Source organism: Pseudomonas syringae pv. tagetis, from assembly GCF_022557255.1.
Taxonomy (GTDB): domain Bacteria; phylum Pseudomonadota; class Gammaproteobacteria; order Pseudomonadales; family Pseudomonadaceae; genus Aquipseudomonas; species Aquipseudomonas caricapapayae.
Genome location: NZ_CP092923.1, coordinates 4,106,554 through 4,132,737, shown reverse-complemented (window position 1 = coordinate 4,132,737; position 26,184 = coordinate 4,106,554). Strand labels below are relative to the sequence as shown.

Annotated in this window: 21 protein-coding genes, 4 tRNA genes and 1 riboswitch; of the genes, 19 read left to right on the top strand and 6 right to left on the bottom strand. The window is 57.0% G+C overall.

The window, feature by feature from the left end:
* Positions 1-41 precede the first annotated feature (41 nt).
* From aruF to astE, 6 genes are all read left to right on the top strand, one after another.
* Entirely contained in the window at positions 42-1,073 is a 1,032-nt protein-coding gene (gene aruF, locus MME58_RS18305; RefSeq protein WP_055006765.1) for an arginine/ornithine succinyltransferase subunit alpha, read from the top strand.
* Positions 1,074-1,136: 63 nt separating this feature from the next.
* Positions 1,137-2,162: an arginine N-succinyltransferase gene (gene astA, locus MME58_RS18300; RefSeq protein WP_054984907.1), complete on the top strand. Its 1,026-nt coding sequence runs from the start codon at positions 1,137-1,139 to the stop codon at positions 2,160-2,162.
* Positions 2,159-3,628 carry a succinylglutamate-semialdehyde dehydrogenase gene (gene astD, locus MME58_RS18295; RefSeq protein WP_162491468.1) on the top strand — a complete coding sequence of 490 codons (1,470 nt, stop codon included), beginning with the start codon at positions 2,159-2,161 and terminating at the stop codon, positions 3,626-3,628. The genes astA and astD overlap by 4 nt, the downstream gene beginning before the upstream one ends.
* A gap of 48 nt (positions 3,629-3,676) precedes the next feature.
* On the top strand, positions 3,677-5,023 hold the full coding sequence (gene astB, locus MME58_RS18290) for an N-succinylarginine dihydrolase (RefSeq protein ID WP_054984905.1): 1,347 nt from the start codon (positions 3,677-3,679) through the stop codon (positions 5,021-5,023).
* 61 nt (positions 5,024-5,084) lie between these two features.
* On the top strand, positions 5,085-5,372 hold the full coding sequence (locus tag MME58_RS18285) for a hypothetical protein (protein WP_054984904.1): 288 nt from the start codon (positions 5,085-5,087) through the stop codon (positions 5,370-5,372).
* A gap of 12 nt (positions 5,373-5,384) precedes the next feature.
* The gene (astE, locus tag MME58_RS18280; protein ID WP_055006763.1) at positions 5,385-6,392 is read left to right on the top strand and encodes a succinylglutamate desuccinylase; all 1,008 of its coding nucleotides are present in this window, start codon (positions 5,385-5,387) and stop codon (positions 6,390-6,392) included.
* A 225-nt stretch (positions 6,393-6,617) separates the two neighbouring features.
* Here the strand turns inward: astE and MME58_RS18275 are convergent, their stop codons facing one another.
* Positions 6,618-7,130: a 6,7-dimethyl-8-ribityllumazine synthase gene (locus MME58_RS18275; RefSeq protein WP_055006762.1), complete on the bottom strand. Its 513-nt coding sequence runs from the start codon at positions 7,128-7,130 to the stop codon at positions 6,618-6,620.
* Between the two features lie 126 nt (positions 7,131-7,256).
* Positions 7,257-7,423: riboswitch (FMN riboswitch) on the bottom strand.
* Positions 7,424-7,635: 212 nt separating this feature from the next.
* Between MME58_RS18275 and ltaE the strand changes: the two genes are divergently transcribed.
* The 7 genes from ltaE (at position 7,636) to MME58_RS18240 (ending at position 13,599) form a co-directional block, all read left to right on the top strand.
* Entirely contained in the window at positions 7,636-8,640 is a 1,005-nt protein-coding gene (ltaE, locus tag MME58_RS18270) for a low-specificity L-threonine aldolase (RefSeq protein WP_055006761.1), read from the top strand.
* A 144-nt stretch (positions 8,641-8,784) separates the two neighbouring features.
* The gene (alaS, locus tag MME58_RS18265; protein ID WP_055006760.1) at positions 8,785-11,409 is read left to right on the top strand and encodes an alanine--tRNA ligase; all 2,625 of its coding nucleotides are present in this window, start codon (positions 8,785-8,787) and stop codon (positions 11,407-11,409) included.
* Between the two features lie 91 nt (positions 11,410-11,500).
* Positions 11,501-12,733 (top strand): aspartate kinase, encoded by a 1,233-nt coding sequence (locus MME58_RS18260; RefSeq protein ID WP_005731386.1) that lies wholly within the window; start codon positions 11,501-11,503, stop codon positions 12,731-12,733.
* Between the two features lie 174 nt (positions 12,734-12,907).
* Positions 12,908-13,096, top strand: coding sequence for a carbon storage regulator CsrA (gene csrA / locus MME58_RS18255; RefSeq protein ID WP_002554426.1), 189 nt, complete (start codon positions 12,908-12,910; stop codon positions 13,094-13,096).
* A 62-nt stretch (positions 13,097-13,158) separates the two neighbouring features.
* Positions 13,159-13,249 (top strand) — tRNA-Ser (locus tag MME58_RS18250).
* A gap of 109 nt (positions 13,250-13,358) precedes the next feature.
* Positions 13,359-13,435, top strand: a tRNA-Arg gene (locus tag MME58_RS18245).
* A gap of 87 nt (positions 13,436-13,522) precedes the next feature.
* Positions 13,523-13,599, top strand: a tRNA-Arg gene (locus MME58_RS18240).
* A 43-nt stretch (positions 13,600-13,642) separates the two neighbouring features.
* On the opposite strand, the gene bamE is transcribed toward MME58_RS18240, so the two are convergent.
* Positions 13,643-14,131, bottom strand: coding sequence for an outer membrane protein assembly factor BamE domain-containing protein (gene bamE, locus MME58_RS18235; protein ID WP_055006759.1), 489 nt, complete (start codon positions 14,129-14,131; stop codon positions 13,643-13,645).
* 323 nt (positions 14,132-14,454) lie between these two features.
* Between bamE and mgtE the strand changes: the two genes are divergently transcribed.
* On the top strand, positions 14,455-15,897 hold the full coding sequence (gene mgtE / locus MME58_RS18230; RefSeq protein WP_054984333.1) for a magnesium transporter: 1,443 nt from the start codon (positions 14,455-14,457) through the stop codon (positions 15,895-15,897).
* Between the two features lie 175 nt (positions 15,898-16,072).
* Here mgtE and MME58_RS18225 read toward each other — a convergent pair whose 3' ends face one another.
* From MME58_RS18225 to MME58_RS18215, 3 genes are all read right to left on the bottom strand, one after another.
* Complete coding sequence (locus MME58_RS18225; RefSeq protein WP_002554423.1) at positions 16,073-16,399, bottom strand: Arc family DNA-binding protein; 327 nt, start codon at positions 16,397-16,399, stop codon at positions 16,073-16,075.
* A 435-nt stretch (positions 16,400-16,834) separates the two neighbouring features.
* Complete coding sequence (locus MME58_RS18220) at positions 16,835-17,020, bottom strand: PA3371 family protein (protein ID WP_054984334.1); 186 nt, start codon at positions 17,018-17,020, stop codon at positions 16,835-16,837.
* Positions 17,021-17,056: 36 nt separating this feature from the next.
* Positions 17,057-17,296, bottom strand: coding sequence for a hypothetical protein (locus MME58_RS18215; RefSeq protein ID WP_054984335.1), 240 nt, complete (start codon positions 17,294-17,296; stop codon positions 17,057-17,059).
* Positions 17,297-17,612: 316 nt separating this feature from the next.
* Between MME58_RS18215 and MME58_RS18210 the strand changes: the two genes are divergently transcribed.
* Both MME58_RS18210 and MME58_RS18205 read left to right on the top strand, forming a co-directional pair.
* Positions 17,613-17,689: transfer RNA gene (locus tag MME58_RS18210), tRNA-Arg, on the top strand.
* A gap of 1,181 nt (positions 17,690-18,870) precedes the next feature.
* On the top strand, positions 18,871-19,539 hold the full coding sequence (locus MME58_RS18205; protein ID WP_147479873.1) for a hypothetical protein: 669 nt from the start codon (positions 18,871-18,873) through the stop codon (positions 19,537-19,539).
* An 87-nt stretch (positions 19,540-19,626) separates the two neighbouring features.
* Here MME58_RS18205 and MME58_RS18200 read toward each other — a convergent pair whose 3' ends face one another.
* Positions 19,627-22,041: a DUF3772 domain-containing protein gene (locus MME58_RS18200; protein ID WP_054987758.1), complete on the bottom strand. Its 2,415-nt coding sequence runs from the start codon at positions 22,039-22,041 to the stop codon at positions 19,627-19,629.
* A 283-nt stretch (positions 22,042-22,324) separates the two neighbouring features.
* Here MME58_RS18200 and MME58_RS18195 point away from each other — a divergent pair, with 283 nt between their 5' ends.
* The 3 genes from MME58_RS18195 (at position 22,325) to MME58_RS18185 (ending at position 26,088) form a co-directional block, all read left to right on the top strand.
* A complete protein-coding gene (locus MME58_RS18195) occupies positions 22,325-23,026 on the top strand; it encodes a glutathione S-transferase family protein (RefSeq protein ID WP_054987759.1) in 702 nt (233 codons plus the stop codon).
* 227 nt (positions 23,027-23,253) lie between these two features.
* Positions 23,254-23,847: a TetR/AcrR family transcriptional regulator gene (locus tag MME58_RS18190; protein ID WP_054987760.1), complete on the top strand. Its 594-nt coding sequence runs from the start codon at positions 23,254-23,256 to the stop codon at positions 23,845-23,847.
* A 222-nt stretch (positions 23,848-24,069) separates the two neighbouring features.
* Positions 24,070-26,088, top strand: coding sequence for a DUF262 domain-containing protein (locus tag MME58_RS18185; protein WP_055006757.1), 2,019 nt, complete (start codon positions 24,070-24,072; stop codon positions 26,086-26,088).
* The last annotated feature ends 96 nt before the right edge of the window (positions 26,089-26,184 follow it).

Genomic DNA, 26,184 nt, shown 5'->3' with positions numbered 1-26,184 from the left:
CGCCGGTCTTAAAGGCTGGTCGATCTACAAGGAGTGGCACCATGCTGGTAATGCGCCCTGCGCAAATGGCTGATCTGGCCGAGGTTCAACGCCTCGCTGCCGACAGCCCTATCGGTGTCACGTCCTTGCCCGACGATGCTGGCCGTCTGACCGACAAGATCGGCTCGTCGGAGGCCTCGTTTGCCGCCGAGGTCAGTTTCAACGGTGAAGAAACCTACTTCTTTGTGCTGGAAGACAGCGAAAGCGGCGAGCTTGTAGGGTGCTCGGGCATTGTTGCGTCTGCGGGCTATTCCGAGCCGTTCTACAGCTTTCGCAACGAAACCTTTGTGCACGCGTCACGTGAACTGAAGATCCATAACAAGATCCATGTTCTGTCCCAGTGTCACGACCTGACCGGCAACAGCCTGCTGACCAGTTTCTACGTGGTCCCGGAACTGGTCGGTACGGCATGGTCGGAGCTCAACTCTCGCGGCCGTCTGCTGTTCGTCGCCAGTCACCCCGAGCGCTTCGCCGATTCGGTGGTCACCGAAATCGTCGGCTACAGCGACGAACACGGCGATTCGCCGTTCTGGGATGCCATCGGGCGTAACTTCTTCGACCTCAACTATGCCGCCGCCGAGCGCCTGTGCGGGCTGAAAAGCCGGACCTTCCTCGCCGAGCTGATGCCGCATTACCCGATCTACGTGCCGTTGCTGCCCGACGCAGCGCAGGAAGCCATGGGCCAGGTGCATCCACGTGCGCAGATCACCTTCGATATTCTGATGCGCGAAGGTTTTGAAACCGATCATTACATCGACATCTTCGACGGCGGCCCGACCCTGCATGCCAAGGTCTCGGGCATCCGGTCCATTGCCCAGAGCCGTCTGGTGCCGGTCAAGGTCGACACCGCGCAAGGCAGCGATGTCGGCAATGGCGGTCGTCTGTACCTGGTGGCCAACGGTCTGTTGCAGGATTACCGCGCGGTGCTCCTGGAACTGGACTGGGCACCCGGCAGGCCGGTGGTGCTGAGTCTGCAGGCCGCCGACGCGTTGGGCGTAGGTGAAGGTGCCAGTGTGCGTATCGTCGCGGTCTGAGCCGGACGTTCGATAGCCGATTAGCGAGTTTCAAGGCTCTCGATGAGCCGCTGAGGAGAAAACATGATCGTTCGTCCTGTACGCAGCAGCGACCTGCCCGCGTTGATCGAGCTGGCGCGCAGCACCGGTGCCGGTCTGACGACCCTGCCCGCCAACGAGCAGCGTCTGGCGCACCGGGTAGGCTGGGCTGAGAAGACCTTTCGCGGAGAAGCCGAGCGCGGCGATGCCGACTACCTGTTCGTGCTTGAAGATGACGACGGCCGGGTGGTCGGAATTTCCGCTATCGCCGGCGCGGTCGGTCTTCGCGAGCCCTGGTACAACTATCGCGTCGGCCTGACCGTCAGCGCTTCACAGGAGCTGAACATCTACCGGGAAATTCCGACCCTGTTCCTGGCCAACGACCTGACCGGCAATTCCGAGCTGTGCTCGCTGTTCCTGCACAGCGATTCGCGTAACGGCCTCAACGGCCGCCTGCTGTCCAAGGCGCGCATGCTGTTCATCGCAGAGTTTCCCGCCCTGTTCGGTAACAAGATCATTGCCGAGATGCGGGGCATGTCCGACGAGAATGGCCGCTCGCCATTCTGGGAAAGTCTGGGACGGCATTTTTTCAAAATGGAGTTCAGCCAGGCCGATTACCTGACTGGCGTGGGCAACAAGGCATTCATTGCCGAGCTGATGCCCAAGTTTCCGCTGTACAGCTGCTTTCTTTCCGAAGACGCACGCAACGTGATCGGCCGCGTGCATGCCGACACCGAGCCGGCGTTGACCATGCTCAAGGGCGAGGGCTTTTCGTATCAGGGCTACGTCGACATCTTCGACGCGGGACCTGCTATCGAGTGCGAGACCGGCAAGATTCGCGCGATCAAGGACAGCCAGGCGCTGGTACTGGCCATCGGCACGCCAGGCGACGATGCTCCTCAGTTCCTGATCTACAACCGCAAGCGGGAGGATTGCCGCGTGACGGTAGGCGCTGCGCGTTTCGCCGCCGGTACGCTGGTCGTGGCACCGCAAACTGCCAAGCGTCTGCGCATGAGCGCGGGTGACAATGTGCGCGCAGTGCCGCTTTCTGCCGCGCGGGAGGGCGTTTGATGAGTAGTCTTTATATCGCTGGTGTTTGGCAGAACGGGCAGGGTGAGTTGGTCAATTCGCTGAACCCGGTGACTCAGCAAGTACTGTGGTCCGGTCAGGCCGCAACAGTCGAGCAGGTCGATCAGGCGGTACAGGCTGCGCGTCAGGCATTTCCCGCCTGGGCGCTGCTGTCCCTGGATCAACGTATCGCCGTGCTGGAAGCCTTCACTGCCAGACTCAAGCACCATGCGGACACGCTGGCGCACTGTATCGGTGAAGAGACCGGCAAACCGTTGTGGGAGTCGGCGACTGAAGTGACCAGCATGGTCAACAAGATTGCGATCTCGGTGCAGAGCTATCGTGAAAGAACCGGTGAGAAAAGCGGCCCGCTGGGTGACGCTACAGCGGTATTGCGCCACAAGCCACATGGCGTGGTCGCCGTATTCGGGCCCTATAACTTTCCCGGTCACCTGCCCAACGGCCACATTGTTCCGGCCTTGCTGGCGGGCAACACGGTGTTGTTCAAACCCAGCGAACTGACGCCGAAAGTCGCCGAACTGACCGTCAAGTGCTGGATCGAAGCAGGCTTGCCGGCCGGGGTCCTGAACCTGCTGCAGGGCGGGCGCGAAACCGGTATTGCACTGGCTGCCAATCCAGGCATCGACGGGCTGTTTTTCACCGGTTCCAGTGGGACCGGCAATGCGCTGCACCAGCAGTTCGCCGGGCACCCCGACAGGATTCTCGCGCTGGAAATGGGCGGTAACAATCCACTGATCGTCGATCAGGTTCAGGATATCGATGCGGCGGTTTACACCATCATCCAGTCAGCCTTTATTTCCGCAGGCCAGCGCTGTACCTGTGCGCGTCGCCTGTTGGTGCCCGAGGGCGACTGGGGCGATGCCTTGCTGGCGCGACTGGTCGCAGTCAGCGCGACCATCGAAACAGGGGCGTTCGATCAGCAACCCCCTCCATTCATGGGCTCGGTCATTTCGCTGGAGGCCGCACGCGCCTTGCTCGACGCGCAGCGCAATCTGCTCGCCGATGGGGCGGTCTCCCTGCTGGAAATGCGCCAGCCGCAGCCTGGCGCTGCGCTGCTGACGCCGGGCATTGTCGATGTTACTTCGGTCACCGACCGGCCCGACGAAGAGCTGTTCGGCCCACTGCTGCAAGTCATCCGTTACACCGGTTTCGACGCTGCCATCGCCGAAGCCAATGCCACTCGCTATGGTCTTGCGGCGGGTTTGCTCTCGGACTCCGAAGCGCGTTACCGGCAGTTCTGGCTGCACAGCCGCGCCGGAATCGTCAACTGGAACAAGCAGTTGACCGGAGCTGCCAGCAGTGCACCGTTCGGTGGTGTAGGCGCCTCGGGCAATCACCGCGCCAGCGCGTATTACGCGGCCGACTATTGCGCTTATCCGGTGGCGTCGCTGGAGGCAGGCAGTCTGACCCTGCCCGCGACACTGACCCCCGGTATCAGGCTGAACTGACAGTGTGTGCACGATTGCTTATAAAAACAGATCCACGGAGCCTAGCCGATGAAGTCCTGTGAAGTGAATTTTGACGGTCTGGTCGGGCCAACCCATAACTACGGCGGGTTGTCCTACGGTAACGTTGCCTCGCAAAGTAACAGCCAGCAATGCGCGAACCCGCGTGAAGCGGCGCTGCAAGGCCTGGCGAAAATGAAAGCGCTGATGGATCTGGGGTTTACCCAGGGCGTGCTGGCACCGCAGGAACGCCCTGATGTGGCCGGCCTGCGGCAGTTGGGGTTTACCGGCAGCGATGAACACGTCATTGAAAAAGCCGCCCGTCAGGACATGCCGCTGCTGGTTGCCAGTTGCTCGGCATCCAGCATGTGGGTGGCCAACGCGGCGACTGTAAGCCCCAGTGCCGACACTGCTGATGGGCGCGTGCATTTCACCGCCGCCAACCTGAACTGCAAATACCATCGCAGCATCGAACACCCCACCACCAGCCGCGTGCTGGGGGCAATGTTTGCCGATGCAAAGCACTTTGCCCATCACCCGGCGTTGCCGTCAGTCGCGCAGTTCGGCGACGAAGGCGCGGCCAATCACACGCGTTTCTGTCAGGACTACGGCCAGGCCGGGGTGGAATTTTTCGTCTTTGGCCGCAGTGCATTCGATACGCGCTATCCGGCACCGCAAAAGTATCCGGCCCGCCAGACCCTTGAAGCGTCACGAGCCGTCGCGCGCTTGCACGGCCTGAGCGAGGGCGGCGTGGTCTATGGTCAGCAAAACCCGGCGGTCATCGATCAAGGGGTGTTTCATAACGATGTGATCGCGGTCGGCAACGGCGAGGTGCTGTTCTATCACGAAGATGCATTCCTCAATACCGAACCGATGCTTAACGAGTTGCGCGACAAGCTCAGCCGTTTCGGCGGGCAGTTGCGGGCGATTTGTGTGCCGCGTGCCGACGTCTCGGTTCAGGATGCGGTGCGCTCGTACCTGTTCAACAGTCAGCTGTTGTCGCGCCCCGATGGCTCGATGCTGCTGGTTGTTCCGCAGGAATGTCAGGCCAGTACGAGTGTCTGGGCTTACCTGCAACGACTGATTGCCGATGACAGCCCTATTGCCCAGGTCAAGGTCTTCGACCTCAAGCAAAGCATGCAGAACGGCGGTGGCCCCGCATGCTTGCGACTGCGTGTGGCGCTCAACGAAACCGAGTTGGCGGCGGTGAATCCTGGTGTGATCATGACCGCGCCGCTGTATGAAACACTGACGCAATGGGTCGACAGGCACTACCGTGATCGTATGAGTGAAAACGATCTGGCCGACCCCCGCCTGCTGACCGAATGCCGTACGGCATTGGATGAACTGACGCAAATCCTTAAACTGGGTGCGGTCTATCCGTTTCAACTGAATTGAAACACCCTGCGCGTCTGGCAGATGTCCGGCGCATGATTTACTTATCTAGAGCATTCCGACTATGAGCGACGCCCTGCAACTGATCCTTGAAGACACCGATGGCACCCAACTGGAAACTTCCTGCACCCGCGTTGCCGTCATCTGGCAGGGCAAGGAGTTGTGGATTCAGCAGGACGGCCGGGGCCAGTTGCTGATCGGTGTCGACGTGGAAGAAGACGATGCCGAATATGCCAACCTGCTGCTGCGTCCATTGGCGACCAATCTGGTCAGCCTGCAACTGGAAATGGAACCGGCCGACGCAGGTGCCGACGAAGACGGCCACGTTCACGGTCCTGACTGCAACCACTAAGGAAGTTGCCCTATGCTCGCCCTCGGCAAACTGCTTGAACTGACCCTGGCTGGACGTGAGCCAACGGAAAAGACTCAACTGACCGTCGAAGGCGTGCGTATGCGATGGATGGGCGAGGGCGCGCTGGAAGTCCGCCCGCCCGAGGCACATGACAAGGGCACCGACCTGCTGCTGTCCGCCGGTATTCATGGCAATGAGACGGCCCCCATCGAGCTGCTGGATGAACTGATCCGCAGCATCGCGCGCGGCGACCTCAAACCGCGCGCACGTATTCTTTTCCTGTTCGGCAACCCGGACGCCATGCGGCATGGTACGCGTTTTGTCGAACAGGACGTCAATCGGCTGTTCAATGGCCGTCATTTGCAAAGCGGTGGAGTGGAAGCTCTGCGCGCCTGTGAGCTGGAACGGCTGGCCGCCAGTTTTTTCAGCCTGCCCGATCGTTACCGGCTGCATTACGATCTGCACACTGCCATTCGCGGCTCGAAGATCGAGCAGTTCGCACTGTACCCGTGGAAAGAAGGCCGTCGGCACTCGCGTCTTGAGCTGGCCCGGCTGCGTGCTGCGGGCATGAGTGCGGTGCTGCTGCAGAACAAGCCGTCCATTGTGTTCAGCGCCTATACCTACGATCAGTTGGGCGCCGAAGCCTTCACTCTGGAATTGGGCAAGGCTCGCCCGTTCGGCCAGAACCAACAAGTCAACCTCGCGCCGTTGCGCTTGCGCCTGGAGCAGATCATCGAAGCTACCGAGCCCGAGCTGGATGAAAATCTTGAAGGGTTGCAACTGTTCAGCGTGGCACGCGAAGTCATCAAGCGCACAGATGCGTTCACGTTCAACCTGGCAGATGCCGTGGAAAACTTCTCCCCGCTTGAGAAGGGCTACGTACTGGCCCAAGACGCGGGCGGTTCACGCTGGGTGGTTGAGGAGGAGGGGGTAAGGATCATCTTCCCCAATCCGAAGGTCAAAAACGGCCTGCGGGCGGCGATTCTGATCGTACCCACTGATGCGGATAGCCTCGGCTGATCGCCCGGCATTCTCAAGACCGGAAAGACCGGACGCAGAGCGTCCCGAACGGCATTCCCACGCTGGAGCGTGGGAACGATAGCCTCGACCGGGATTCCGTCGGCTATCGTGCGACGCGCTCTGCGTCTGCATGCCGTTCAGGACGCTTCGCGTCTTCTTTGCCACGCAGAGCCTACGGAACGAGAGTTGTTCTGATGAGCGCGTCTCGTGCCGCTGCTTCGCGTTTCAGCAGGCCGCTTTTTGCTGAGCATCCAGGCGTCGCAGGCTGCGTACCTTGTTCAGGGTATCAGCGCAGGTTTTGGCCGCTTCCTCGCCCTTGTGCACGAAGTGATCGAAGAAGAACTTCTGGTGCTCTTCACCCGCATGGAAGTGGTGCGGCGTCAGGACCACGGAGAACACCGGCACTTCGGTTTCCAGCTGAACCTGCATTAGTGCGCTGACCACTGATTGCGCGACGAATTCGTGACGATAGATACCGCCGTCCACCACCAGCGCAGCACCAACGATGCCTGCGTAGCGACCGGTATTGGCCAGCAGTTTTGCATGCAGCGGGATTTCAAATGCACCGCCTACTTCAAAGATGTCGATATCACTTTCGGCGTAGCCGTGATTGGCCAATTCGGCGATAAAACCTTTACGGCTTTGATCGACGATATCCTTGTGCCAGCAGGCCTGGATGAAGGCGACGCGTTCGTTGGGGTGGCTTTTGCTTTTGCTGTCGATTGCAGTAGGTTGCACGTGTTCTGACTCCTGTTTATGAAAAAAACAGGGCGTTTGGATCGAAAGGGATTCAAGTCGCGTAGGAAAGCCTCCTGAACGATGTCGTTCATGGGGAGGTTTTGCAGACGTTCTTGCAGACACCAATCCCGCTCTCTCTTCATCCGGACTATGACCGTCGGCCCCGGAATCACACCGGGTCTGCTGACCTTGCCGATCGCCAGCCAAAGCCGCGACCCTCAAGCGCTCGCGGGCTAGACGCATTGCGCGCCATTACCGCCGGTGGGGAATTGCACCCCGCCCTGAGAACGTTGCCGTCACTTTACGTGGCCGGCGCAGGATTTTTATCACAGTTCGCCGGATCATGCATGGACACTTTCGTACGGTGCACCTACCTTTTTCTTATAAGGGCATGGAGTATCGAGAGCGACGGCGCTTGATTATCATGTGCTGCGGCCTCAGTAATGCCTTGTTGCAAGCCAAAGGTTGCATGCATTATCGATCCTCAACTTCAGGGAGCTTTTTCGTGACTGTCATCGATCTGCGCAGCGACACAGTGACTCTGCCCACGCCCGGTATGCTTGACGCCATGGCGCATGCGCCCGTTGGCGATGACGTCTACGGTGAGGACCCGACGGTCAATCTGCTCGAAGCGACGCTCGCCGAGCGCCTCGGGTTCGACGCTGCGCTGTTTGTCCCGTCCGGCACCATGAGCAATCTGCTGGCGTTGATGGCGCACTGTGAGCGTGGCGATGAATACATCGTCGGTCAGCAGGCGCATACCTATAAATACGAAGGCGGCGGTGCCGCGGTGCTGGGTTCTATCCAGCCGCAACCTCTGGACGTGCAGGCTGACGGCTCGCTGGACTTGCAGCAGGTACTCGACACCATCAAGCCCGATGATTTTCACTTTGCCCGTACACGTCTGCTGGCGCTGGAAAACACCATGCAAGGCAAGGTGCTGCCGCTGGAATACCTGGCCGCCGCACGCACGCTGACACAGGAAAAAAACCTCGCCCTCCACCTGGATGGTGCACGCCTGTACAACGCATCGGTCAAGCTGGGCGTCGATGTACGCGAGATTACCCGGCACTTCGATTCGGTTTCGGTCTGTCTCTCCAAGGGCCTGGGTGCCCCGGTCGGCTCGGTATTGTGCGGATCGCAGCCGTTGATTGCGAGAGCGCGGCGCTTGCGCAAGATGCTGGGTGGCGGCATGCGTCAGGCGGGAGGGCTTGCCGCTGCCGGACTTTACGCGCTGGATCATCAGGTCGAGCGGCTGGCGGATGACCATGCCAACGCAGCGTTTCTGGCCGAGGGCCTGAGCGGCCTCGGTTACCCGGTCGAGCCGGTACAGACCAACATGGTCTACGTGCATGCCGGTGACCGTGCCGCGTCGCTCAAGGCCTTCTGCGCCGAGCGTGGCATCGTGCTTACGGCCGCTTCGCGGCTGCGCATGGTGACTCATCTGAATGTGTCGCGCGCGCAGGTCGAGCAGGTCATCGCGGCATTTGCAGCCTTTGAACACTCATGACATGCCGATAATCCAGTTACTTGTTTCTATCGCACAAACACACTGTACCGAGGGCGCAACGCCTATATAATGCGGCCCTTTGCCGTCGCTACGTCATTTGACGTTTTGCACTTGCCTCTGGCCGCAGTCTCCGTGGAAGAACCTATGAAAAGCGCAGAAATCCGTGAAGCCTTCCTTGGCTTCTTCGAAGAGCAAGGCCACACCCGTGTCGCTTCAAGCTCCTTGATTCCGGGCAATGACCCAACCCTGCTGTTCACCAACGCAGGCATGAACCAGTTCAAGGATTGCTTCCTGGGCCAGGAAAAACGCGCCTACACCCGCGCCGTGACCAGCCAGAAATGCGTGCGTGCCGGTGGCAAGCACAACGATCTGGAAAACGTTGGCTATACCGCTCGTCACCACACTTTTTTCGAAATGCTGGGCAACTTCAGCTTCGGTGACTATTTCAAGCGAGATGCCATCACCTACGCCTGGACTTTCCTGACATCCGAGAAATGGCTGAACCTGCCCAAAGAAAAACTCTGGGTCACGGTCTATGCGACCGACGACGAAGCCTACGATATCTGGACCAAAGAGATCGGCGTGCCTGCCGAGCGCATGGTTCGCATCGGTGACAACAAAGGCGCACCGTACGCTTCCGATAACTTCTGGACCATGGGCGACACTGGCCCGTGTGGTCCTTGCAGCGAAATTTTCTTCGATCACGGTCCTGAAATCTGGGGTGGCCCGCCAGGCTCGCCGGAAGAAGACGGTGACCGTTACATTGAAATCTGGAACAACGTATTCATGCAGTTCAACCGTACGGCCGATGGCGTGTTACATCCGCTGCCAGCGCCATCGGTTGATACCGGTATGGGGCTTGAGCGTGTCAGCGCCGTTCTCCAGCACGTGCATTCCAACTACGAAATCGACCTGTTCCAGAGCCTGCTGGCGGCCTCGGCGAAAGCCATCGGCTGCAGCAATGACAACCAGGCTTCACTGAAAGTCGTGGCCGACCATATTCGCTCCTGCGGTTTCCTGATCGCCGATGGCGTACTGCCTTCCAACGAAGGTCGCGGCTATGTACTGCGCCGCATCATTCGGCGTGCCTGCCGCCACGGCAACAAACTGGGTGCCAAGGGCAGTTTCTTCTACCAGATCGTTGCGGCGCTGGTCGCCGAGATGGGGGCTGCGTTCCCTGAGCTGGTGCAACAGCAGTCGCATATCGAGCGCGTGCTGAAAGGTGAAGAAGAGCAGTTCGCCAAGACCCTCGAGCAGGGCCTGAAAATTCTCGAGCAGGATCTGGCCGACCTCCAGGGCACCGTGGTGCCGGGTGAAGTCGTGTTCAAGCTTTACGACACTTATGGTTTCCCGATGGACCTGACGGGCGACATCGCCCGCGAGCGAAATCTGACCCTCGACGAAGCCGGCTTCGAGCGTGAAATGGACGCCCAGCGCGTACGCGCCCGTTCTGCCAGCTCGTTTGGCATGGACTACAACAGTTTGGTCAAGGTCGATGTAGCCACGCAGTTTACCGGCTACTCCGCGACGACCGGCAGCGCTAGTGTCGTCGCGCTGTACAAGGAAGGTCAGGCGGTCACCCACCTGAATGAAGGCGAAGAGGGCGTGGTGATTCTCGATATCACCCCGTTCTACGCCGAGTCGGGCGGTCAGATTGGTGACAGTGGTTTCCTGCAGGCCGGTGATGTACGTTTCGACGTCAGTGATACCACCAAGACCGGCGGCGCTTTTCTGCACCACGGTGTGGTGGCTGCCGGCAGCCTGAGCATCGGCGCCCAGGTTGAAACACAAGTGTCCGATGAGGTTCGCGATGCAACCGCATTGAACCATTCGGCCACTCACTTGCTGCACGCCGCATTGCGCCAGGTGCTGGGTGAGCACGTACAACAGAAAGGCTCGTTGGTCGACAGCCAGCGTCTGCGCTTCGACTTCAGCCATTTCGAATCGATCAAGCCCGAGCAACTGCGTGCGCTTGAAGATATAGTCAACGCCGAGATTCGCAGAAACACACTGGTGGTGACGGAAGAAACCGATATCGACACGGCGAAGAAGAAAGGTGCCATGGCGCTGTTCGGCGAGAAGTACGGCGACAGCGTTCGGGTGCTGAGCATGGGGGGCGAGTTCTCTGTCGAGCTGTGCGGTGGCATCCACGCCAAGCGTACCGGTGACATCTCGCTGTTCAAGATCGTCAGTGAAGGCGGTGTCGCTGCTGGCGTGCGCCGTATCGAAGCGGTCACCGGTGCTGCTGCGCTGGCCTGGCTGAATTCGGCCGAGGATCAACTCAAGGAAGTCGCGACGCTGATCAAAGGCAATCGCGACAACCTGCTGGACAAGTTGACGGCTGTGCTTGAGCGCAACCGTCTGCTGGAAAAACAACTGGAACAACTGCAAGCCAAGGCTGCCAGTGCGGCCGGTGACGACCTGTCGTCTGCCGCGCTGGAAGTCAAAGGGGTCAAGGTTCTGGCCACGCGCCTGGATGGTCAGGACGGCAAGGCGTTGTTGGCGCTTGTCGACCAGTTGAAGAACAAGCTCGGCCGCGCAGTGATCCTGCTCGGCAGTGTCCATGAAGACAAGGTTGTATTGGTCGCAGGCGTGACCAAGGACCTGACTGGCCAACTCAAAGCCGGTGATTTGATGAAGCAGGCGGCCGCCGCTGTCGGTGGCAAAGGCGGTGGTCGTCCTGATATGGCTCAAGGCGGCGGTGTCGATGCAGGTGCGCTGGACTCAGCGCTGGCACTGGCCGTTCCTTTTGTAGAGCAGGGTATCTGAGTCAGATCTGCAGGCCTGTCGTTTGCTGGCAGGCCTTGCAAGGATTTGAATGTTAATGGGTGCTCTTAACGGGTTCTGAGGCGGCTTTGAGATGGCTTTAATCGTACAGAAATTTGGCGGCACCTCCGTGGGCTCCGTAGAGCGCATCGAGCAGGTGGCCGACAAGGTCAAGAAATTCCGTGAGGCGGGTGATGACCTGGTGGTCGTACTGTCGGCCATGAGCGGTGAAACCAACCGTCTGATCGAGCTGGCCAGGCAGATCAGTGATCAGCCGGTTCCTCGTGAACTGGATGTCATCGTCTCTACGGGCGAGCAAGTCACCATTGCGCTGTTGGCAATGGCGCTGATGAAGCGTGGCGTGCCTGCGGTGTCCTACACCGGCAACCAGGTGCGTATCCTTACCGACAGCGCGCACAACAAGGCGCGCATCCTGCAGATCGATGACCAGAAGATCCGCTCCGACCTGAAAGCAGGTCGTGTGGTGGTGGTCGCCGGTTTCCAGGGCGTCGATGAGCACGGCAACATCACGACCCTGGGCCGTGGTGGTTCGGATACCACCGGTGTCGCGCTGGCCGCAGCCCTGAAAGCTGACGAGTGCCAGATCTACACCGACGTCGATGGTGTGTACACCACAGACCCGCGTGTCGTGTCGCAAGCTCAGCGCCTCGACAAGATCACCTTCGAGGAGATGCTGGAAATGGCCAGCCTCGGCTCCAAGGTGCTGCAGATTCGTGCGGTCGAGTTCGCCGGCAAATACAATGTCCCGCTGCGCGTTCTGCACAGCTTCAAAGAGGGGCCGGGCACCCTTATTACAATCGATGAAGAGGAATCCATGGAACAGCCGATCATTTCCGGCATCGCCTTCAACCGCGATGAAGCCAAGCTGACCATCCGTGGTGTGCCAGACACCCCCGGCGTAGCGTTCAAGATTCTCGGCCCGATCAGCGCGGCCAATATCGAAGTGGACATGATCGTGCAGAATGTCTCGCACGATAACACCACCGATTTCACCTTCACGATCCATCGCAATGACTATCAGGCGGCCTTGCAGGTGCTTGAGACTACAGCGCGTGAAATCAGCGCTCGTGAAGTGTCCGGCGACACCAAGATCGCCAAGGTGTCCATTGTCGGTGTCGGCATGCGTTCGCACGCAGGCGTGGCCAGCCGCATGTTTGAAGCATTGGCCAAGGAGAGTATCAATATACAGATGATCTCCACGTCGGAAATCAAGGTTTCCGTGGTCATCGAAGAGAAGTATCTGGAGTTGGCTGTGCGCGCGTTGCACACGGCCTTTGAGCTGGATGCTCCGCGGCAGGGTGAGTGATCCTGTCGTCGAAAGGCGCGGCGTGATCGCGCCTTTCGGGTGCTGCGCAGAAAGGCTGTGGTTTTCTTTGCGTTAGTCGATATACAGGTAACGGCTATGGCATTGCGCCATGGCTCTATGCCTGCCGGTTTGCAGACTGTTGTCCCTGAATAAAAAAGGCGTAAGGAGAAAAGTATGCTGATTCTGACTCGTCGGTGCGCGGAAAGCCTGATCATTGGTGACGGTGAGATTACCGTGACCGTGCTCGGAGTGAAGGGTAATCAGGTGCGTATTGGTGTCAATGCGCCCAAGGAAGTCGCTGTCCACCGTGAAGAGATTTACCTTCGCATCAAGAAAGAGAAGGACGAAGAACCAAGCCATTAATTTTTATTGAATTTTTGGTTTGCAAACGGGGAAAAGGGTGGTTATTATACGCCCCGTGTTGCGGAGAGCTGGCCGAGTGGCCGAAGGCGCTCCCCTGCTAAGGGAGTACACCTCAAAAGGGTGTCGGGGGTTCGAATCCCCCGTTCTCCGCCATTATTTATGTAGTGCGTAAGATTTGGCTTGATCGGTAAGTTGTTGAATTTACTAGAAAAAGTGCTTGACTAAAAAATTTTACGACCTATAATGCGCGGCACCAACACATGCACTCGTAGCTCAGCTGGATAGAGTACTCGGCTACGAACCGAGCGGTCACAGGTTCGAATCCTGTCGAGTGCACCATTTAAAGTTGTTTGAAGTGTTGTAAGCAATTACAAGGTTTCCGATAACTGGCTTCAACCAGAGGTGATCTGGTCTAAAAACACCAATGCACTCGTAGCTCAGCTGGATAGAGTACTCGGCTACGAACCGAGCGGTCACAGGTTCGAATCCTGTCGAGTGCACCATACAACGAAAAGCCCACATCGAAAGATGTGGGCTTTTTGCTTTCTAGCGTTTTCCTTTAACGCATCCGTTTTCGTCAAATGTCACATTATTGCTGCGACCCTTTTTCTGGTGGTACACGTAATGCAGCTCGCCATTACGGTTGGTGACTTTGTCCGGGCGGCCCAGCATGCTTTCGACATCACGTTGAGTCATGCCGGGCGGTGTGCGCTGGTTGATAATCGCTGCCCTGCGCTGTTCGGCGCTCAAACGGTTGCCGCAGCCATCATCGCGTGTGCCGACCACAACCACTTCCTGGCTTGAGGGTTTTTGGCGCGGTGGTGAACTGTTTCCGGGTGGGAGTAAATCAATCCTGGTTCCCGGTGGTGCATTGAAGGCTCTCTGTAGGCGCGTGTTGTAGCCTTCGGGGCATCCCAGGGTAGTGAACATGATCTTTCCGGACGCGTCCTCGCAACGGTGAACGCTGCTGGCGGTTGCAGGTTCCGGAAGGCAGAGCAGGGTGCTCCACAGTAATAGATGGGCGGCTACGCGCATGTTCGGGTCCTCCATGACGGGTGTCGTGAAAGCCTAACTGCGGCCTCTGGACAGGGCGAGCGTGTTTTTTTGGCTGAATGTGACGTCGAACCCTGGCTGGCTTACAGAGTTGTGCAGGTTTGCGCTGCAAACGGTTGTTATAAGCTGAATTTCTCGCATGCGCCTCGCTCAAAGCGGTGTATCATTGCGCCCGTCAGCTCCGCCGGGGCTTGTGGAACACCTCCATGGACTTACCCAGTCGTTACTCAATAATGTTTTTCAACAATCATGAATTAACTGATTGATCTCCCGGCGTGCTCCGCTGCTGGGAGTGGAGTTCGCCTATGACCGAAAGAGAAGTAAAAAAAACGCAGGAAAGCTTGCAGGATCGCCTGGCTCAGGTTGTCGATCTGCTGCAGCGCCAGCGTATTGTTGAAGACCTGACCCATCGTCAGGAAGGTCAGCATCAGGACCGTGTAGAAAACCTGGTTCACCGGCAGAACCTCGTCGAGTTGCAACGCAAGCTCGAAGACCTTCACTCTGCCGACGTCGCCTATATCCTCGAAGCGCTGCCTCTGGAAGACCGTCTGACCGTATGGCAGCTGGTCAAGGCCGAGCGCGACGGCGACATTCTTCTTGAAGTATCCGATTCCGTTCGTGAAACCCTGATCGCCGACATGGACGATCACGAGTTGCTCGCGGCGGCACGGGACATGGACGCCGACGAACTGGCCGACCTCGCTCCCGAGTTGCCCCGCGACGTTGTTCACGAACTGATGGAAGCGCTGGATTCACAGCAGCGCGAACGTGTCCGCTCGGCTTTGTCCTATGACGAGGATCAGGTCGGTGCGCTGATGGACTTCGAGATGGTGACGATCCGTGAGGACGTCAGCCTTGAAGTTGTACTGCGCTACCTGCGCAGACTGAAAGAGCTGCCGGGTCACACCGACAAACTGTTCGTGGTCGATTCCGAAGGTGTGCTCAAGGGCGTGCTACCGATCAAGCGTCTGCTGGTCAATGACCCGGAGAAGCAGGTTGGCGAAGTCATGGCCAACGATCCGGTCAGCTTTCACCCGGAAGACGATGCTTACGATGCCGCCCAGGCGTTCGAGCGTTACGACCTTATCTCCACGCCGGTTGTGGACAAGAACGGCAAGCTCATTGGCCGACTGACCATCGATGAAATGGTCGACCTGATTCGTGAGGAGAGCGAGAGCGAAGTCCTCAACATGGCGGGTCTGCGCGAAGAGGAAGATATCTTCGCCTCGGTATGGCGCTCCCTGCGCAACCGTTGGGCCTGGCTGGCCGTCAATCTGGTGACGGCCTTCCTGGCCTCGCGCGTTATTGGCCTGTTCGAAGGCTCCATCGAGAAATTGGTGGCGCTCGCTGCGCTGATGCCAATTGTGGCCGGTATTGGTGGCAACTCCGGCAATCAGACCATCACCATGATTGTGCGGGCGATGGCGCTGGATCAGGTGAATACCGGTAATACGGCTCGATTGCTGCGCAAGGAGCTGGCTGTAGGCCTTATCAACGGTCTGATCTGGGGTGGGGTGATCGGGGTGGTCGCCTATATGCTGTATGGCAGTTGGTCGCTGGGTGTGGTCATGACTGCAGCCATGACGCTCAATCTTTTGCTCGCAGCATTGATGGGCGTCTCCATCCCTATGGCGCTTGCACGTTTGGGGCGAGACCCGGCGATGGGTGCAAGCGTCATGATTACGGCGATGACCGACAGTGGAGGTTTCTTCATCTTCCTCGGGCTGGCGACGATCTTTCTGCTCTAGAACTGCGGTTTCAGCCGTAACCGTCAAACTAAAAAACCGCCATGATCAGGCGGTTTTTTTAGTGGCGACGAATCTCGCGTTGTCACATAACTGCACTAACGCCCACGACTAATAACGAAAATGGCTACAACGAAAAAGGCCAGCTTGCGCTGGCCTTTGTCTGTTACGCCAAATCTCAGGACTCTTCGGAAGCGAGTTCCGTGTCATGAGCAATCAGCGAAACAAGTGCGTTCTGTTGACGATGTGAAAGCTGACGAAAACGTTGCAGCAGCTCGCGTTCGTGCAAGGACAGCTCAGGACTGTCAAGACGCAGGCTTGGTTCATCACCAAGAGCACCTTCCTGAATCAGACTTTGTTCGAGGCGAGCAATGATTTCCGAGTTCATGCTGCGGTGATGATTCTTGGCTACCTCTTGCACGCGATTACGCATGCCGTCTGGTAGGCGAACGACGAACTTGTCAGCCGTGCGGCTGGAATAAGTAGCCTGTTTCATAGGGCTCATATATTTAACCGGTTAGTTCAGGGGAAGCGGTTCTAGCAAGTGGCCGCAAGATTGTCATCGTGAGACAGTCATTTTGGCCAAATGTTCAACCGGGGTTCCAAGGGACCGACATCATGCCGTAATACGTCGAATCCTTGGCGTCAATTCTGTGACAAATAGTGACTCAGGTGGCGGCGTTTGGCCAGCACCAATTATCAGAAATGCGAGCAAATTTGCAAAGTCGCTGCATTTGCCCCTGACTAAACAGGCACATCACCGAGCTTCTTTTTGCCATCATGGCTATTTGACTCTGGGAGCTGGTCGGAATTCAGCACAAAAGAAATGAGCCGACCAAGGGTTGGCCAGCGTAGATGAGGGGAGGTATCTGGGGCGCGAGGCGTGACGCTTGCCGCAAGAACGCTTGCCGCAAGAACGGGTTGCCGTGAAGCGTAGGTATCAGCGAAGAACCGGGTCGAACTTGAAACGACGGCCCAAAAACAGCGCAACCACAAAAAGGCTGGCGAACACACCGGCAGCGGCATTCGCAGCGATACTCATGCCTTTCGCGTTAACAGGAAGCAACAGATCAACGACCACAGCCATGATCGCAAGGGCCAAAAATGATAACGCGGATTTCGACATGGCTACTCTCTCTCAGGATGGCGGATTCAAGCGCTCTCAGAAAATCCAGCGCTGTTCAGCGCGTGGCATCTGGAGTGACTCATCATCGTCATTGGCCAGCACAGCTGCGCTGGCGACGCGGTCAGTCATGATTGCCAACTGGGGCGCATGGCTGATCTGATGGTGAACAGGGGCTGGTGTGGTGACCTGCGTATCCTTGGCACCGGAATCCTGGAAGTGAAATGCCACCAGAGCCACCAGAGCTGCCGCATTCAACGCTGAGAGAGTCTTGTTCATTTTCCAGTACCTGTGCCCGACCGTTTGGGATGAGATGTGTTCACTGATACTGATAATGCAGTCTGCATGCCAATCAGAAATTGATAAAAAATCCTTAAAAATCATATGTTTATAAATTTAAAAAAAGTGATGTGCAGTGCGTTTTGCAATGATGGCTTTTTGGGGGATTGCAAATTGCATGATCGGTTTATTCAGCCGTATTTCAGCGCGACATCGGCTACAGCGTCGATGGGCAATGACGACATGACAAAAGCGGCACATGCCGCTAAGATGCACGCCGTCCTCGCTGGCACCGATCGGTGTGTCGGCACGCAGTGTCTCAGTAGCTCAATTGGATAGAGCATCCCCCTCCTAAGGGGAAGGTTGCAGGTTCGAACCCCGCCTGGGACACCATATGAATAAAGCCTTTCAGCGTTATTCCGGTTTTGGTATTTCTTCTCATGAGTACAGGGTGGATGCGTTAGCAGTCGCGCATTCGGTTTGCAGTCTCACAGGCAGGGATGCGTAAAGACCAGGAAATACCCTTTCTTTTCCGAAGTGTCGCTTCACACTGCCGATGAAGTCTGGTTGGTGATGTCGCCGACACTCAATTGAGGCCTGAGCCATACGATTTGCCTCAAGGGGCAGGGCGATTCTTGCTCGCCACTGTGACAACATTGGTATATCGGTTCCGAATGACTCTCAGGAGTTCCGCCGCGACGTAATGAATTCGCAACGAGCGGATAGGTTCTACAAGGACCCCTCACTCTGGCCGGATAGCCAACTGCTAGATCTTATGGCGATGGCACAGCATCACGGCGTGCCAACTCGATGTCACTTCTGCTATCACGCCGCTCGTTTCTGAAATCCATCCAGAAAATAAACGCCACTCGACCATTGGCCGACCCCAGACGAACACCTATCTTCCCGTCATCTATGCCGGCGGGTATAAGGCGTATGCTTCCAAGGGGAGTTCATGACTTTCCTTTGCGTGCGAACGTAAAACGCAGCCGGAATTTCGCATTGCTGACTCGGAGGGAGCTCACCCCGCTTCAGACTGCTTGCGAGCAGTCGACCTGAATATCCAGTTTAAAGCCGCATGCCTGAATCTCATCGAGCAGCTGGTTCGTGAGCGTTTGTCGAATAACGATTTTGCCAGTCATGACCACGTCCTTGTTCCGCTACAGATCAATCAAACCGATTGATCCACTCAGTAGGCTCTCTCAGGAAACACAGGCGCAAGGCCTCTCAGCCACGTCTCCAGCTATTGAACCGGGATTTTGACCTGACAGGAAGAAACGAGCGCTATACTTTTTCTCGCTATGCACTTGTCCGCGTTGTGCATCGATACCGATCTTCCTCAGTCTCATGGATTTGTAGAAGGGCTCAGCATGACAACCTGTTTACTGTGTCATAACTCACATCAGTACTGCACGTGCAGAATCTTGCGTCGCGGTATAAAAAAATTGCGCACAGAGTTCATTCGGGTACGGAAGGGGCCTATCAGACGTTCACACCTGAAATACCCACACCAGGACCACAGATCGCTTCTTACGCGAAAGGCGATGGTCGATGCGGATACCCATAGAATCGCTATGGAAACGCTGCTCGGGAACGCAGGCGATTTCACGTTCCTGCATTCAGCCAGAAAATTAACGCCCCTCGACGACGCATTTGAGTTCGCATTGAAAAGCAATAATGTGGCGCGCTGTCATATCGTCGCTGACAGCAATGTGCGACTTATTGTCGAGGCGATTTACGCGCGATTGCGAGAGGTGGAAGAACACCCTGCACAGCAGACCGGTCAAATGCCTCCCTTTTCACTGTTCGGCCCGCCCCGCACAGTCCCTGCAGATATTTATGATTTCATCCAGGCAATGGCCAGCCCCATAGAAGCACTTTCTATACACATCAGCCTTGTCGACGACATTGTAAAAAAGTCCACTGCGAACAAGGCAAGTATCATGCACTCGCTTTCGCATGGGTCACGTAATCTGTTCTTCGGCGATGCGTCGATCAACACCGATATCCTTCACGGGCTTGATGTTCCGCTAGCGCATGGCAAACCCACACCTAATGCGGCTGGCATCATCAGGTCCATAAACGGGTTGCGTATACCCAGCGAGCTCAAATTTTCAATACTGCAACCCACGATCAGGAAAGACACTGGCGCTGCGTTGAGTTCAAGCAATGCCGAGTATGCTTCCGCCCTGAGATTTGAAGATGCTTACCCGTTTGGCAGACCGCGTAGCAACAGCCAATGAATCGGCGATCCGTAAAGCTGAAATATATGATGCGATCAACGGCCTGACCGCAGGGGCTGGAATCTGCCCCTGCACGTCACGCATGCCCTAAGGCGTCACTGACTCTGGCGGCGCCTCTTTTCCAGCCCCCTCATTGATCAACACCATGCTTTGTGGCGCAGACAGCGCTACACCCAGCTCCCTCAGACGCCCCAGAACGGTAAACAACAGATCACTCCGTGCGCCACCCACTGAGCGCGGGCTGTTCACGTAGCCGCTGGCGCTGATAATCAAGCCGGTATTGGTCAGGTCTTTGAAGGTCACTGAAGGCGCGGGCGCGTCGAGTATTGCTTCATGCTCGGTAAAGGCCTGCAACAGCAGTTCGCGTATTTGCAGAACGTCTGTTTCCAGAGGCAGGGTAAGGGTGATTCCGACCACCCCCAGTGCGTTGCCCATGGTGACGTTGCGTACGTTTTGTGTGATGAACTGCGAGTTCGGCACGATTACCGTCGAGCGGTCGCCCATCTGGATTTCGGTCGCGCGCACGTTGATCCGGCGAATATCGCCTTCGACCCCTGCCAGGCTCACCCAGTCGCCGACTTTGACCGGACGCTCGGTCAGCAGAATCAGGCCGGAGATGAAGTTCTGCACGATGGCCTGCAGGCCGAAACCTATCCCCACCGACAGGGCACTGACCACCCAGGTAAGGTTGGTCAGGCTGATCTTGAGCGTGGACATCACCACGGCCACGACCAATACAAAACCGATGTAACCGATCAAGGTCACCAACGAGGCCTGCATTCCTGCGTCCATGTTGGTCTCTGGCAGGAGGCGCTCTCCAAACCATTCCTTGAGCACACGCACGCCCAGCAGGCCAGCAACCAGGCAAATCAACGCCATCAGAATATCGCTGGGCACGATGTTCAGGTTGCCGAGGGATTTGGACGTGACATCCAGCTGAGTAAAACTTGCAAGCAGATCGCCCGGACTCGAGCCTGAAGGCAGGAAAGCCAGCAGCACCGCGGTCAGCAGCAGCAAGGTGCGGCCTATACCCGCCAGCAGGGTACTTGCCTGGGCCTGATGGCGTGCGGACAAGCCCAACGCCGAACCCAGTGCCATGCCGCCGGGCTGTCTGGGCGACAAGAGGGTTTCGCAGATGTCACCGAAGCAGGCGATCAACAGGTACGCAGTGGACGCTACCACGCTTACCCAAAGCAGCTTTACCGCGAGAAAGTAAGCCAGTGTCAGGTAGCCGCTCAACAATGCCAGCAAACTCAGTCCGACCCACACCGCAACGACAAAAGGAATCAGCCCGGCAAATCCCCCAAGGCGTTCCAGCTGAAAGCGTCGCCGGGTTCGGCGGTAGCGCACCAGGGCGTAGAAAAACACCAGGGACACCGCCAGTGCTGTCAGGCCATTGACCGCTACGGTCAGCGCCAGGCTACTGGCTATCACACTGTTGATTCGCTCCTGCGTGCCGATAATCATGAGTGCCAGCGCCAACGCGGGCGGGAAGCGGCCCATCGCCGTGGCGATTTCGTCAGGAATTTGCGGCAGGCGCCACGAGGCGTGCGGCAACATCAGCAGTGCTCGCCCCAGACCGACAATGAAAGCGCAAAAGGTGATCAGCGTCTGCACCTGATCAAGCAGGTTGACCACGTCATTGCTGAGCACCGCATTGCGCACTATTCCCCAGCGCAGCAGTGAAGTGGCAACGGTGATGGTGAGAATGGTCGAAAGCCCTACCGCCAGCGCCAGAGCGCTGCGGCGCAGGCGGCCTTCAGGTAGCCAGCGAATCATCGACCAGATCAGCAAGCGTTCCAGCAAGCGTCGCACCACCACCCATATGAATAAGGCGCCCATCACCACGCTGACGAGCTGCACACGATTTTCCGGTGCAATCGCGCTGTTGAGCACTTGACGGACATCGACCAGAAGTCTGTTCAAGCGTCCCAGGTCGTCATCGGTAGGGCGAATCAGCGTGGACCAGAACGCAGAGCTGAGAGGACTCGCCGTCCGCGTGCTGATCTGCGAATCGAAGAGGCTGCGACGAAGGTTGAATATCTGCGTAGCCAGATCCCGGGCTGACTGGCTTAGCGCATTGGTCTGGCGCTCGTCATTGACCAATGCGTTTTTTTGAGCGGTCAGCGTCTTGCGCTGACTGGTCAGACTTTGCGCTTCGTCCGGTTGCATTGGCCCGAGAATGTTGAGCTGGTCATCCAGGTGCTCGATGTCGACAGCTTGCCGGGCAATCAGATTGTCGGCTTGTTTCTGGACCTGTAAAGCCGCCTGTCGCAGGCTTGAAAGCAGGTCATCGTTGGCGTTGCCCGTCACTTTCTGACGGATCTGATCAAGCTGTTCGCTCAGGTCGTCCAGGCTCGGGGCATCGACTACAGGCGATGCACTGCTGGCGCCATCGGCTTGGGGCGCGGGGATATTCTGGGCAAAGGCTGGCAAGGCCATGCAGAGCAAAAGCAAGGCGAGCAGCCCAATACGAAAACGGTTCAGCGAAGCGTGCTGCATTCTTTTCCCTTCTTGGCACTGTGCGGCCTGGCAAGGCCTGTGTATTTCAGGCTTCGGTCTAGTCTGTCTTTGAGCTGCACTCACGGGTCATTTGAGTACAGCAGGTAGAATATCAAGGCCCTGATGTTTGAGCGCTGGAAATACAGCTCAACGAGAGACGAGGCGTCACGGTGATTTGCCTAACAAATGTTAGGTAGGGTCTTGACAAGGTACGGTCACGTGCTATGGTTTAGCTACCTAACGGTAGTTAGGTAAGTCTCCTCCCCATTTCACAGGCCCTTCTATGACTTCTAAATTGCGGCTTTTCACATCCCCTTCGGCTTTTCCGAATCCTCAGCGCTTGCGCCTGTTTATCCACGAGAAAGGCATTGCCGATCAGTTCGACGAAACTATTTATGACATGACGCCTGGCGGAGAGCAGCGTGGCTGGCGTCATCTCAATATGAACCCGTGGGGGGAAACGCCGACCCTTGAACTGGCAGACGGCAGCTTCATTTCCGAAACGGCAGCCATCGCCCGCTATCTGGATCAGTCTTATCCGGGCCGCAAGATCATGGGCGAGGGAGCTTTGGAGCAGGGCCTCGATAACATGTGGGATAACCGGATCTGGGTGCATATCCTCTATCGGATCGTTACAGCTTTTCATGTCCTGCACACCGGGCTCGGCTTCAAACTTGAACTGACCAAAAACGAAGCATGGGGCGAGCACTGCCGTAAGGAGGCGCTGACACACGCAGCATTGGTAAACCGTCATCTTGCCGACGGCCGTGAGTGGCTGTTGGGCGGCAATGAACCTACTTTCGCGGACATCACGCTTGCAACCGCCATTGCCTTTTCCAAGTTTCCAGTCAACGCCACACCGCTGGATGAGCGTTTCGAGTTCCTGGACTCATACTGGAAACGCTGGCAGAAACGCCCGGGTTTTCAGGCGGCCTATGCTGATCGCAGCAGCGGTATTCCTGAGTTGGACTCGCCAGCCGAGTGATTGACCTGTCGGGCGCGCACCTTATCGTCGGGAACGTTGTGCATGACGTTCCCGGCGACAGTATTTCAAGGTAGGGAGAAATCAATAGTGAGCTGCTTAGCCGATCGCTTCATTGGCAGCGGATGCCTTGCGCACATGCCTCTCCACAGTTCTACCTGACAACAGTCAGGTTTTTGAATTAGCATGTGTCCGTCCCCAGAAACGCGTCTGCAGTACAAGGCACTACGATGACCATCAATGCCCGAGAGGCGATTCTGCTTGCCGCGAGAAACATCGCGCAGTCACAGGGGTATAACGGCCTGAACTTTCGCGATCTGGCAGCCCAGGTCGGAATCAAGCCGGCCAGTATTTACTACCACTTCCCCAGCAAGGCTGATCTGGGCGTCGAGGTTGCCAGGCGATACTGGGAGGACGGTGCTGCTGCACTTGAGACCATCTCTGAAGAAACACCTGACCCCATCGAAGCGTTGCACCGTTTCCCGGAAATTTTCCGACGCTCGCTGGAGGCTGAAAATCGCCTTTGCCTGGGCAGTTTTGTAGGTGCGGAAACCGACAATTTACCGCCCGAAATGATTCAGGAAATCCAGCTTTTTGCCCAGGTCAATATTGCCTGGCTGAGCAAGCTTCTGGTAACGGCTAACGTCTGCACGCCGTCGGATAGCATGGTGCGGGCGCAGGCGATTTTTTCAGCAGTGGCGGGCGCTCAACTCATTGCGAGAAGCCGGTCGGACATTGCCCTTTTTGACACATTGATCGACACCTACCGTCTCTGTGGACCGCTGCCGGCCAAAGAGGCCGGATCAGTGCTGCCAGCGGCCTGACGTTCCACGCCAACCGGTTCTGCTAAGCCGCGGTGTATCCATTGAATCGCCATGTTCACTCTCGTCATCACAGAGTATCCGGTTCCGCAATTGTCTGGAGCATCCCTCCGCGCTTCAGCCGCACTAAGGGCTTGCAAAGTATGTCGTTCAAGATATTGAATTCCCCTCTCGCGGTTTCTGCTTTTTACCGATAACCAAACACCTCATTTCCAAGGACGGCCCATGCCACCCAGCGATGCAACGCTTCGTCATATTGGTGAAGTTCTCGATCACTACATTTTTTTGATTCCAGACTACCAACGGGGATACTCCTGGAGTGAAAGCCAATGGCAGGCGCTTTGGCGGGACATCCGCAATGTGGCGGGCAGCGGGGTTGAACAGCACTTCATTGGCATGATGCTGGTGCGTAACTGCCCTCAGAAGAAAGAGGGGCCAAGTGTCGAGGTCGTCGATGGTCAGCAGCGGCTGATGACAGTGATGATCCTCGCCAATGTACTGCGCGCTCGCCTTGGCGAACCGTCGCAACGCTACGCTGTAGACTTTCAAGACAATCAGGAACTGCAAAATTACTTTAATTTCTATGTGCTGAATGACCCCCTCTTCGAAGTCAGTCTGTCGCGCGAGCCGTCAAGCTATGCCTTGAATCTGAAAGCCGCCTCCGAGTTTTATGCCGACCTGGTACACGCACTGCCTGATGGGGTGGTTCGGCAATCGCTGGACCTGCTGCTTGATCGGTTTTGTTTGTTCTTGCTGGCAGTGTCTCCCACGTTGGATATCCACGTCGCGTTTGAAACGTTGAATAATCGCGGGCGGCCCTTATCAAAAATGGAGCTGCTGAAAAACAGGCTCATTTATCTTTCTACTTTCGCTGCGCGACCGGGTGAGGATACAGCGGCTCTGCGTGACCATGTTCACAGCGCATGGAAGGGTATCTACCGGGCGTTGGGGCACAGCGAAAAAACGCAACATCAGGACGATGAGTTTTTGTTGGCGCACGCGACGGCCTACTTCAAGCGCAAGCGCGAGGCGGACTGGCTGGAAAATACATTGTTCAACCAAGTGTTCGCGGTGGGTGTTGAGCAGACTACGTTCGTGTTCATCCGGGACTATATTCAAAGTCTGGAAGCCGCTGCCGTCTGGTGGTCGCATATCCACTCCCCGGCGCTTATGCCGCCGGGCCACCAAAAACAACTGAACCGTTTAGAGCATGCGGGTTTTGCTTTTTTCAAGCCCCTTATTCTTTCGGCCTATTTGCGCGCCTCAAACGGCATCCGTGGTGCGATGAACACCCCGCGTGAACACGCGGGTGTCTTGGCATGTGTCGAAGCGCTTTTGGTCGAGATCGAGCGGTTCATTGTGGTCGTTTTGAGACTCTCAGGAGTTAGAGGAACGGCGGGCAGGGCCGATATGGAATCGGCTGCCTACACGTTGTTGAAACCCGGCAGGGACGGCTTCCTCGCTGAAGACCACGGGATCGGAAAGCTCGACAGTAAGGGCGCCGTTCAACTCGTTTCGCGCCTGGTCAGGGCTTATGCAAGCAATACCGAATATGACGATGGACGCTACGACGATAACGATTTTCAGTGGCCCGGGTTCTTCTTCCCGTTCCAGCTGCAAACGCATATCGAGCGTCGATTTCAAAATGGCGATGGTTTCTATAAATGGGACTTTACCCGTTTGGCCCTTTACGAGTACGAGGCCAGTTTCCACAAGGATGGCAACAACCCCGTGAAGATTGCATGGTCGGACTTTCATTTCGATGAAACGGTCGAGCATATTTTCCCGCAGAATCCCTCCGGGCATGGCAAAGCCTACTGGGATGAAAAGATTCCGGTGGACGGCCGCTCAAACCGCAACCTGCGCATTACCAAAGCACTGCAAAACTCGCTCGGTAATCTGTTGTTCCTGTCTCGCAGCAGCAACGCAGCAGCCTCGAATGATGCCTACAGCATCAAGCAGGGACGAACCGAGACGGGTAAGCGTGCTCGCTACGAAAACGCAAGTTATTCTGCGACTGAAGTCGCTCAGGAATTTCGCGATTGGAGTGCACAGAGCATTGCCGTGCGCGGTGTTGCGTTACTCAAGTTCATCGAGCGGCGCTGGGACATTAAACTGACGAACACGCCCAACGATTTGAAAAGTTATTTGTCGCTGTGCTTTGGCCAGCAAGAGCACGCCATCAAGGAGGGAAAGGCCGGAAAATTTTCTACGCGGGGCCTGAAGCAAGCTCTGAGTAAGTGACGTTTGATTGCAAGGGCGGTTTGGGTGAGCCAGATCAGCGAAAAAGTGTCTGCCTTGATGGGCAGGCACTTTGTGATTGTCAAAGGCGGGTCGCAC

Excerpts from the sequence above, each read along its gene's own strand:
- aruF (WP_055006765.1), top strand. The coding sequence starts at position 42 with ATGCTGGTAATGCGCCCTGCGCAAATGGCTGATCTGGCCGAGGTTCAA.
- astA (WP_054984907.1), top strand. The coding sequence starts at position 1,137 with ATGATCGTTCGTCCTGTACGCAGCAGCGACCTGCCCGCGTTGATCGAG.
- astB (WP_054984905.1), top strand. The coding sequence starts at position 3,677 with ATGAAGTCCTGTGAAGTGAATTTTGACGGTCTGGTCGGGCCAACCCAT.
- MME58_RS18285 (WP_054984904.1), top strand. The coding sequence starts at position 5,085 with ATGAGCGACGCCCTGCAACTGATCCTTGAAGACACCGATGGCACCCAA.
- astE (WP_055006763.1), top strand. The coding sequence starts at position 5,385 with ATGCTCGCCCTCGGCAAACTGCTTGAACTGACCCTGGCTGGACGTGAG.
- alaS (WP_055006760.1), top strand. The coding sequence starts at position 8,785 with ATGAAAAGCGCAGAAATCCGTGAAGCCTTCCTTGGCTTCTTCGAAGAG.
- MME58_RS18260 (WP_005731386.1), top strand. The coding sequence starts at position 11,501 with ATGGCTTTAATCGTACAGAAATTTGGCGGCACCTCCGTGGGCTCCGTA.
- csrA (WP_002554426.1), top strand. The coding sequence starts at position 12,908 with ATGCTGATTCTGACTCGTCGGTGCGCGGAAAGCCTGATCATTGGTGAC.
- bamE (WP_055006759.1), bottom strand. The coding sequence starts at position 14,131 with ATGCGCGTAGCCGCCCATCTATTACTGTGGAGCACCCTGCTCTGCCTT.
- mgtE (WP_054984333.1), top strand. The coding sequence starts at position 14,455 with ATGACCGAAAGAGAAGTAAAAAAAACGCAGGAAAGCTTGCAGGATCGC.
- MME58_RS18225 (WP_002554423.1), bottom strand. The coding sequence starts at position 16,399 with ATGAGCCCTATGAAACAGGCTACTTATTCCAGCCGCACGGCTGACAAG.
- MME58_RS18220 (WP_054984334.1), bottom strand. The coding sequence starts at position 17,020 with ATGTCGAAATCCGCGTTATCATTTTTGGCCCTTGCGATCATGGCTGTG.
- MME58_RS18215 (WP_054984335.1), bottom strand. The coding sequence starts at position 17,296 with ATGAACAAGACTCTCTCAGCGTTGAATGCGGCAGCTCTGGTGGCTCTG.
- MME58_RS18205 (WP_147479873.1), top strand. The coding sequence starts at position 18,871 with ATGGAAACGCTGCTCGGGAACGCAGGCGATTTCACGTTCCTGCATTCA.
- MME58_RS18200 (WP_054987758.1), bottom strand. The coding sequence starts at position 22,041 with ATGCAGCACGCTTCGCTGAACCGTTTTCGTATTGGGCTGCTCGCCTTG.
- MME58_RS18195 (WP_054987759.1), top strand. The coding sequence starts at position 22,325 with ATGACTTCTAAATTGCGGCTTTTCACATCCCCTTCGGCTTTTCCGAAT.
- MME58_RS18190 (WP_054987760.1), top strand. The coding sequence starts at position 23,254 with ATGACCATCAATGCCCGAGAGGCGATTCTGCTTGCCGCGAGAAACATC.
- MME58_RS18185 (WP_055006757.1), top strand. The coding sequence starts at position 24,070 with ATGCCACCCAGCGATGCAACGCTTCGTCATATTGGTGAAGTTCTCGAT.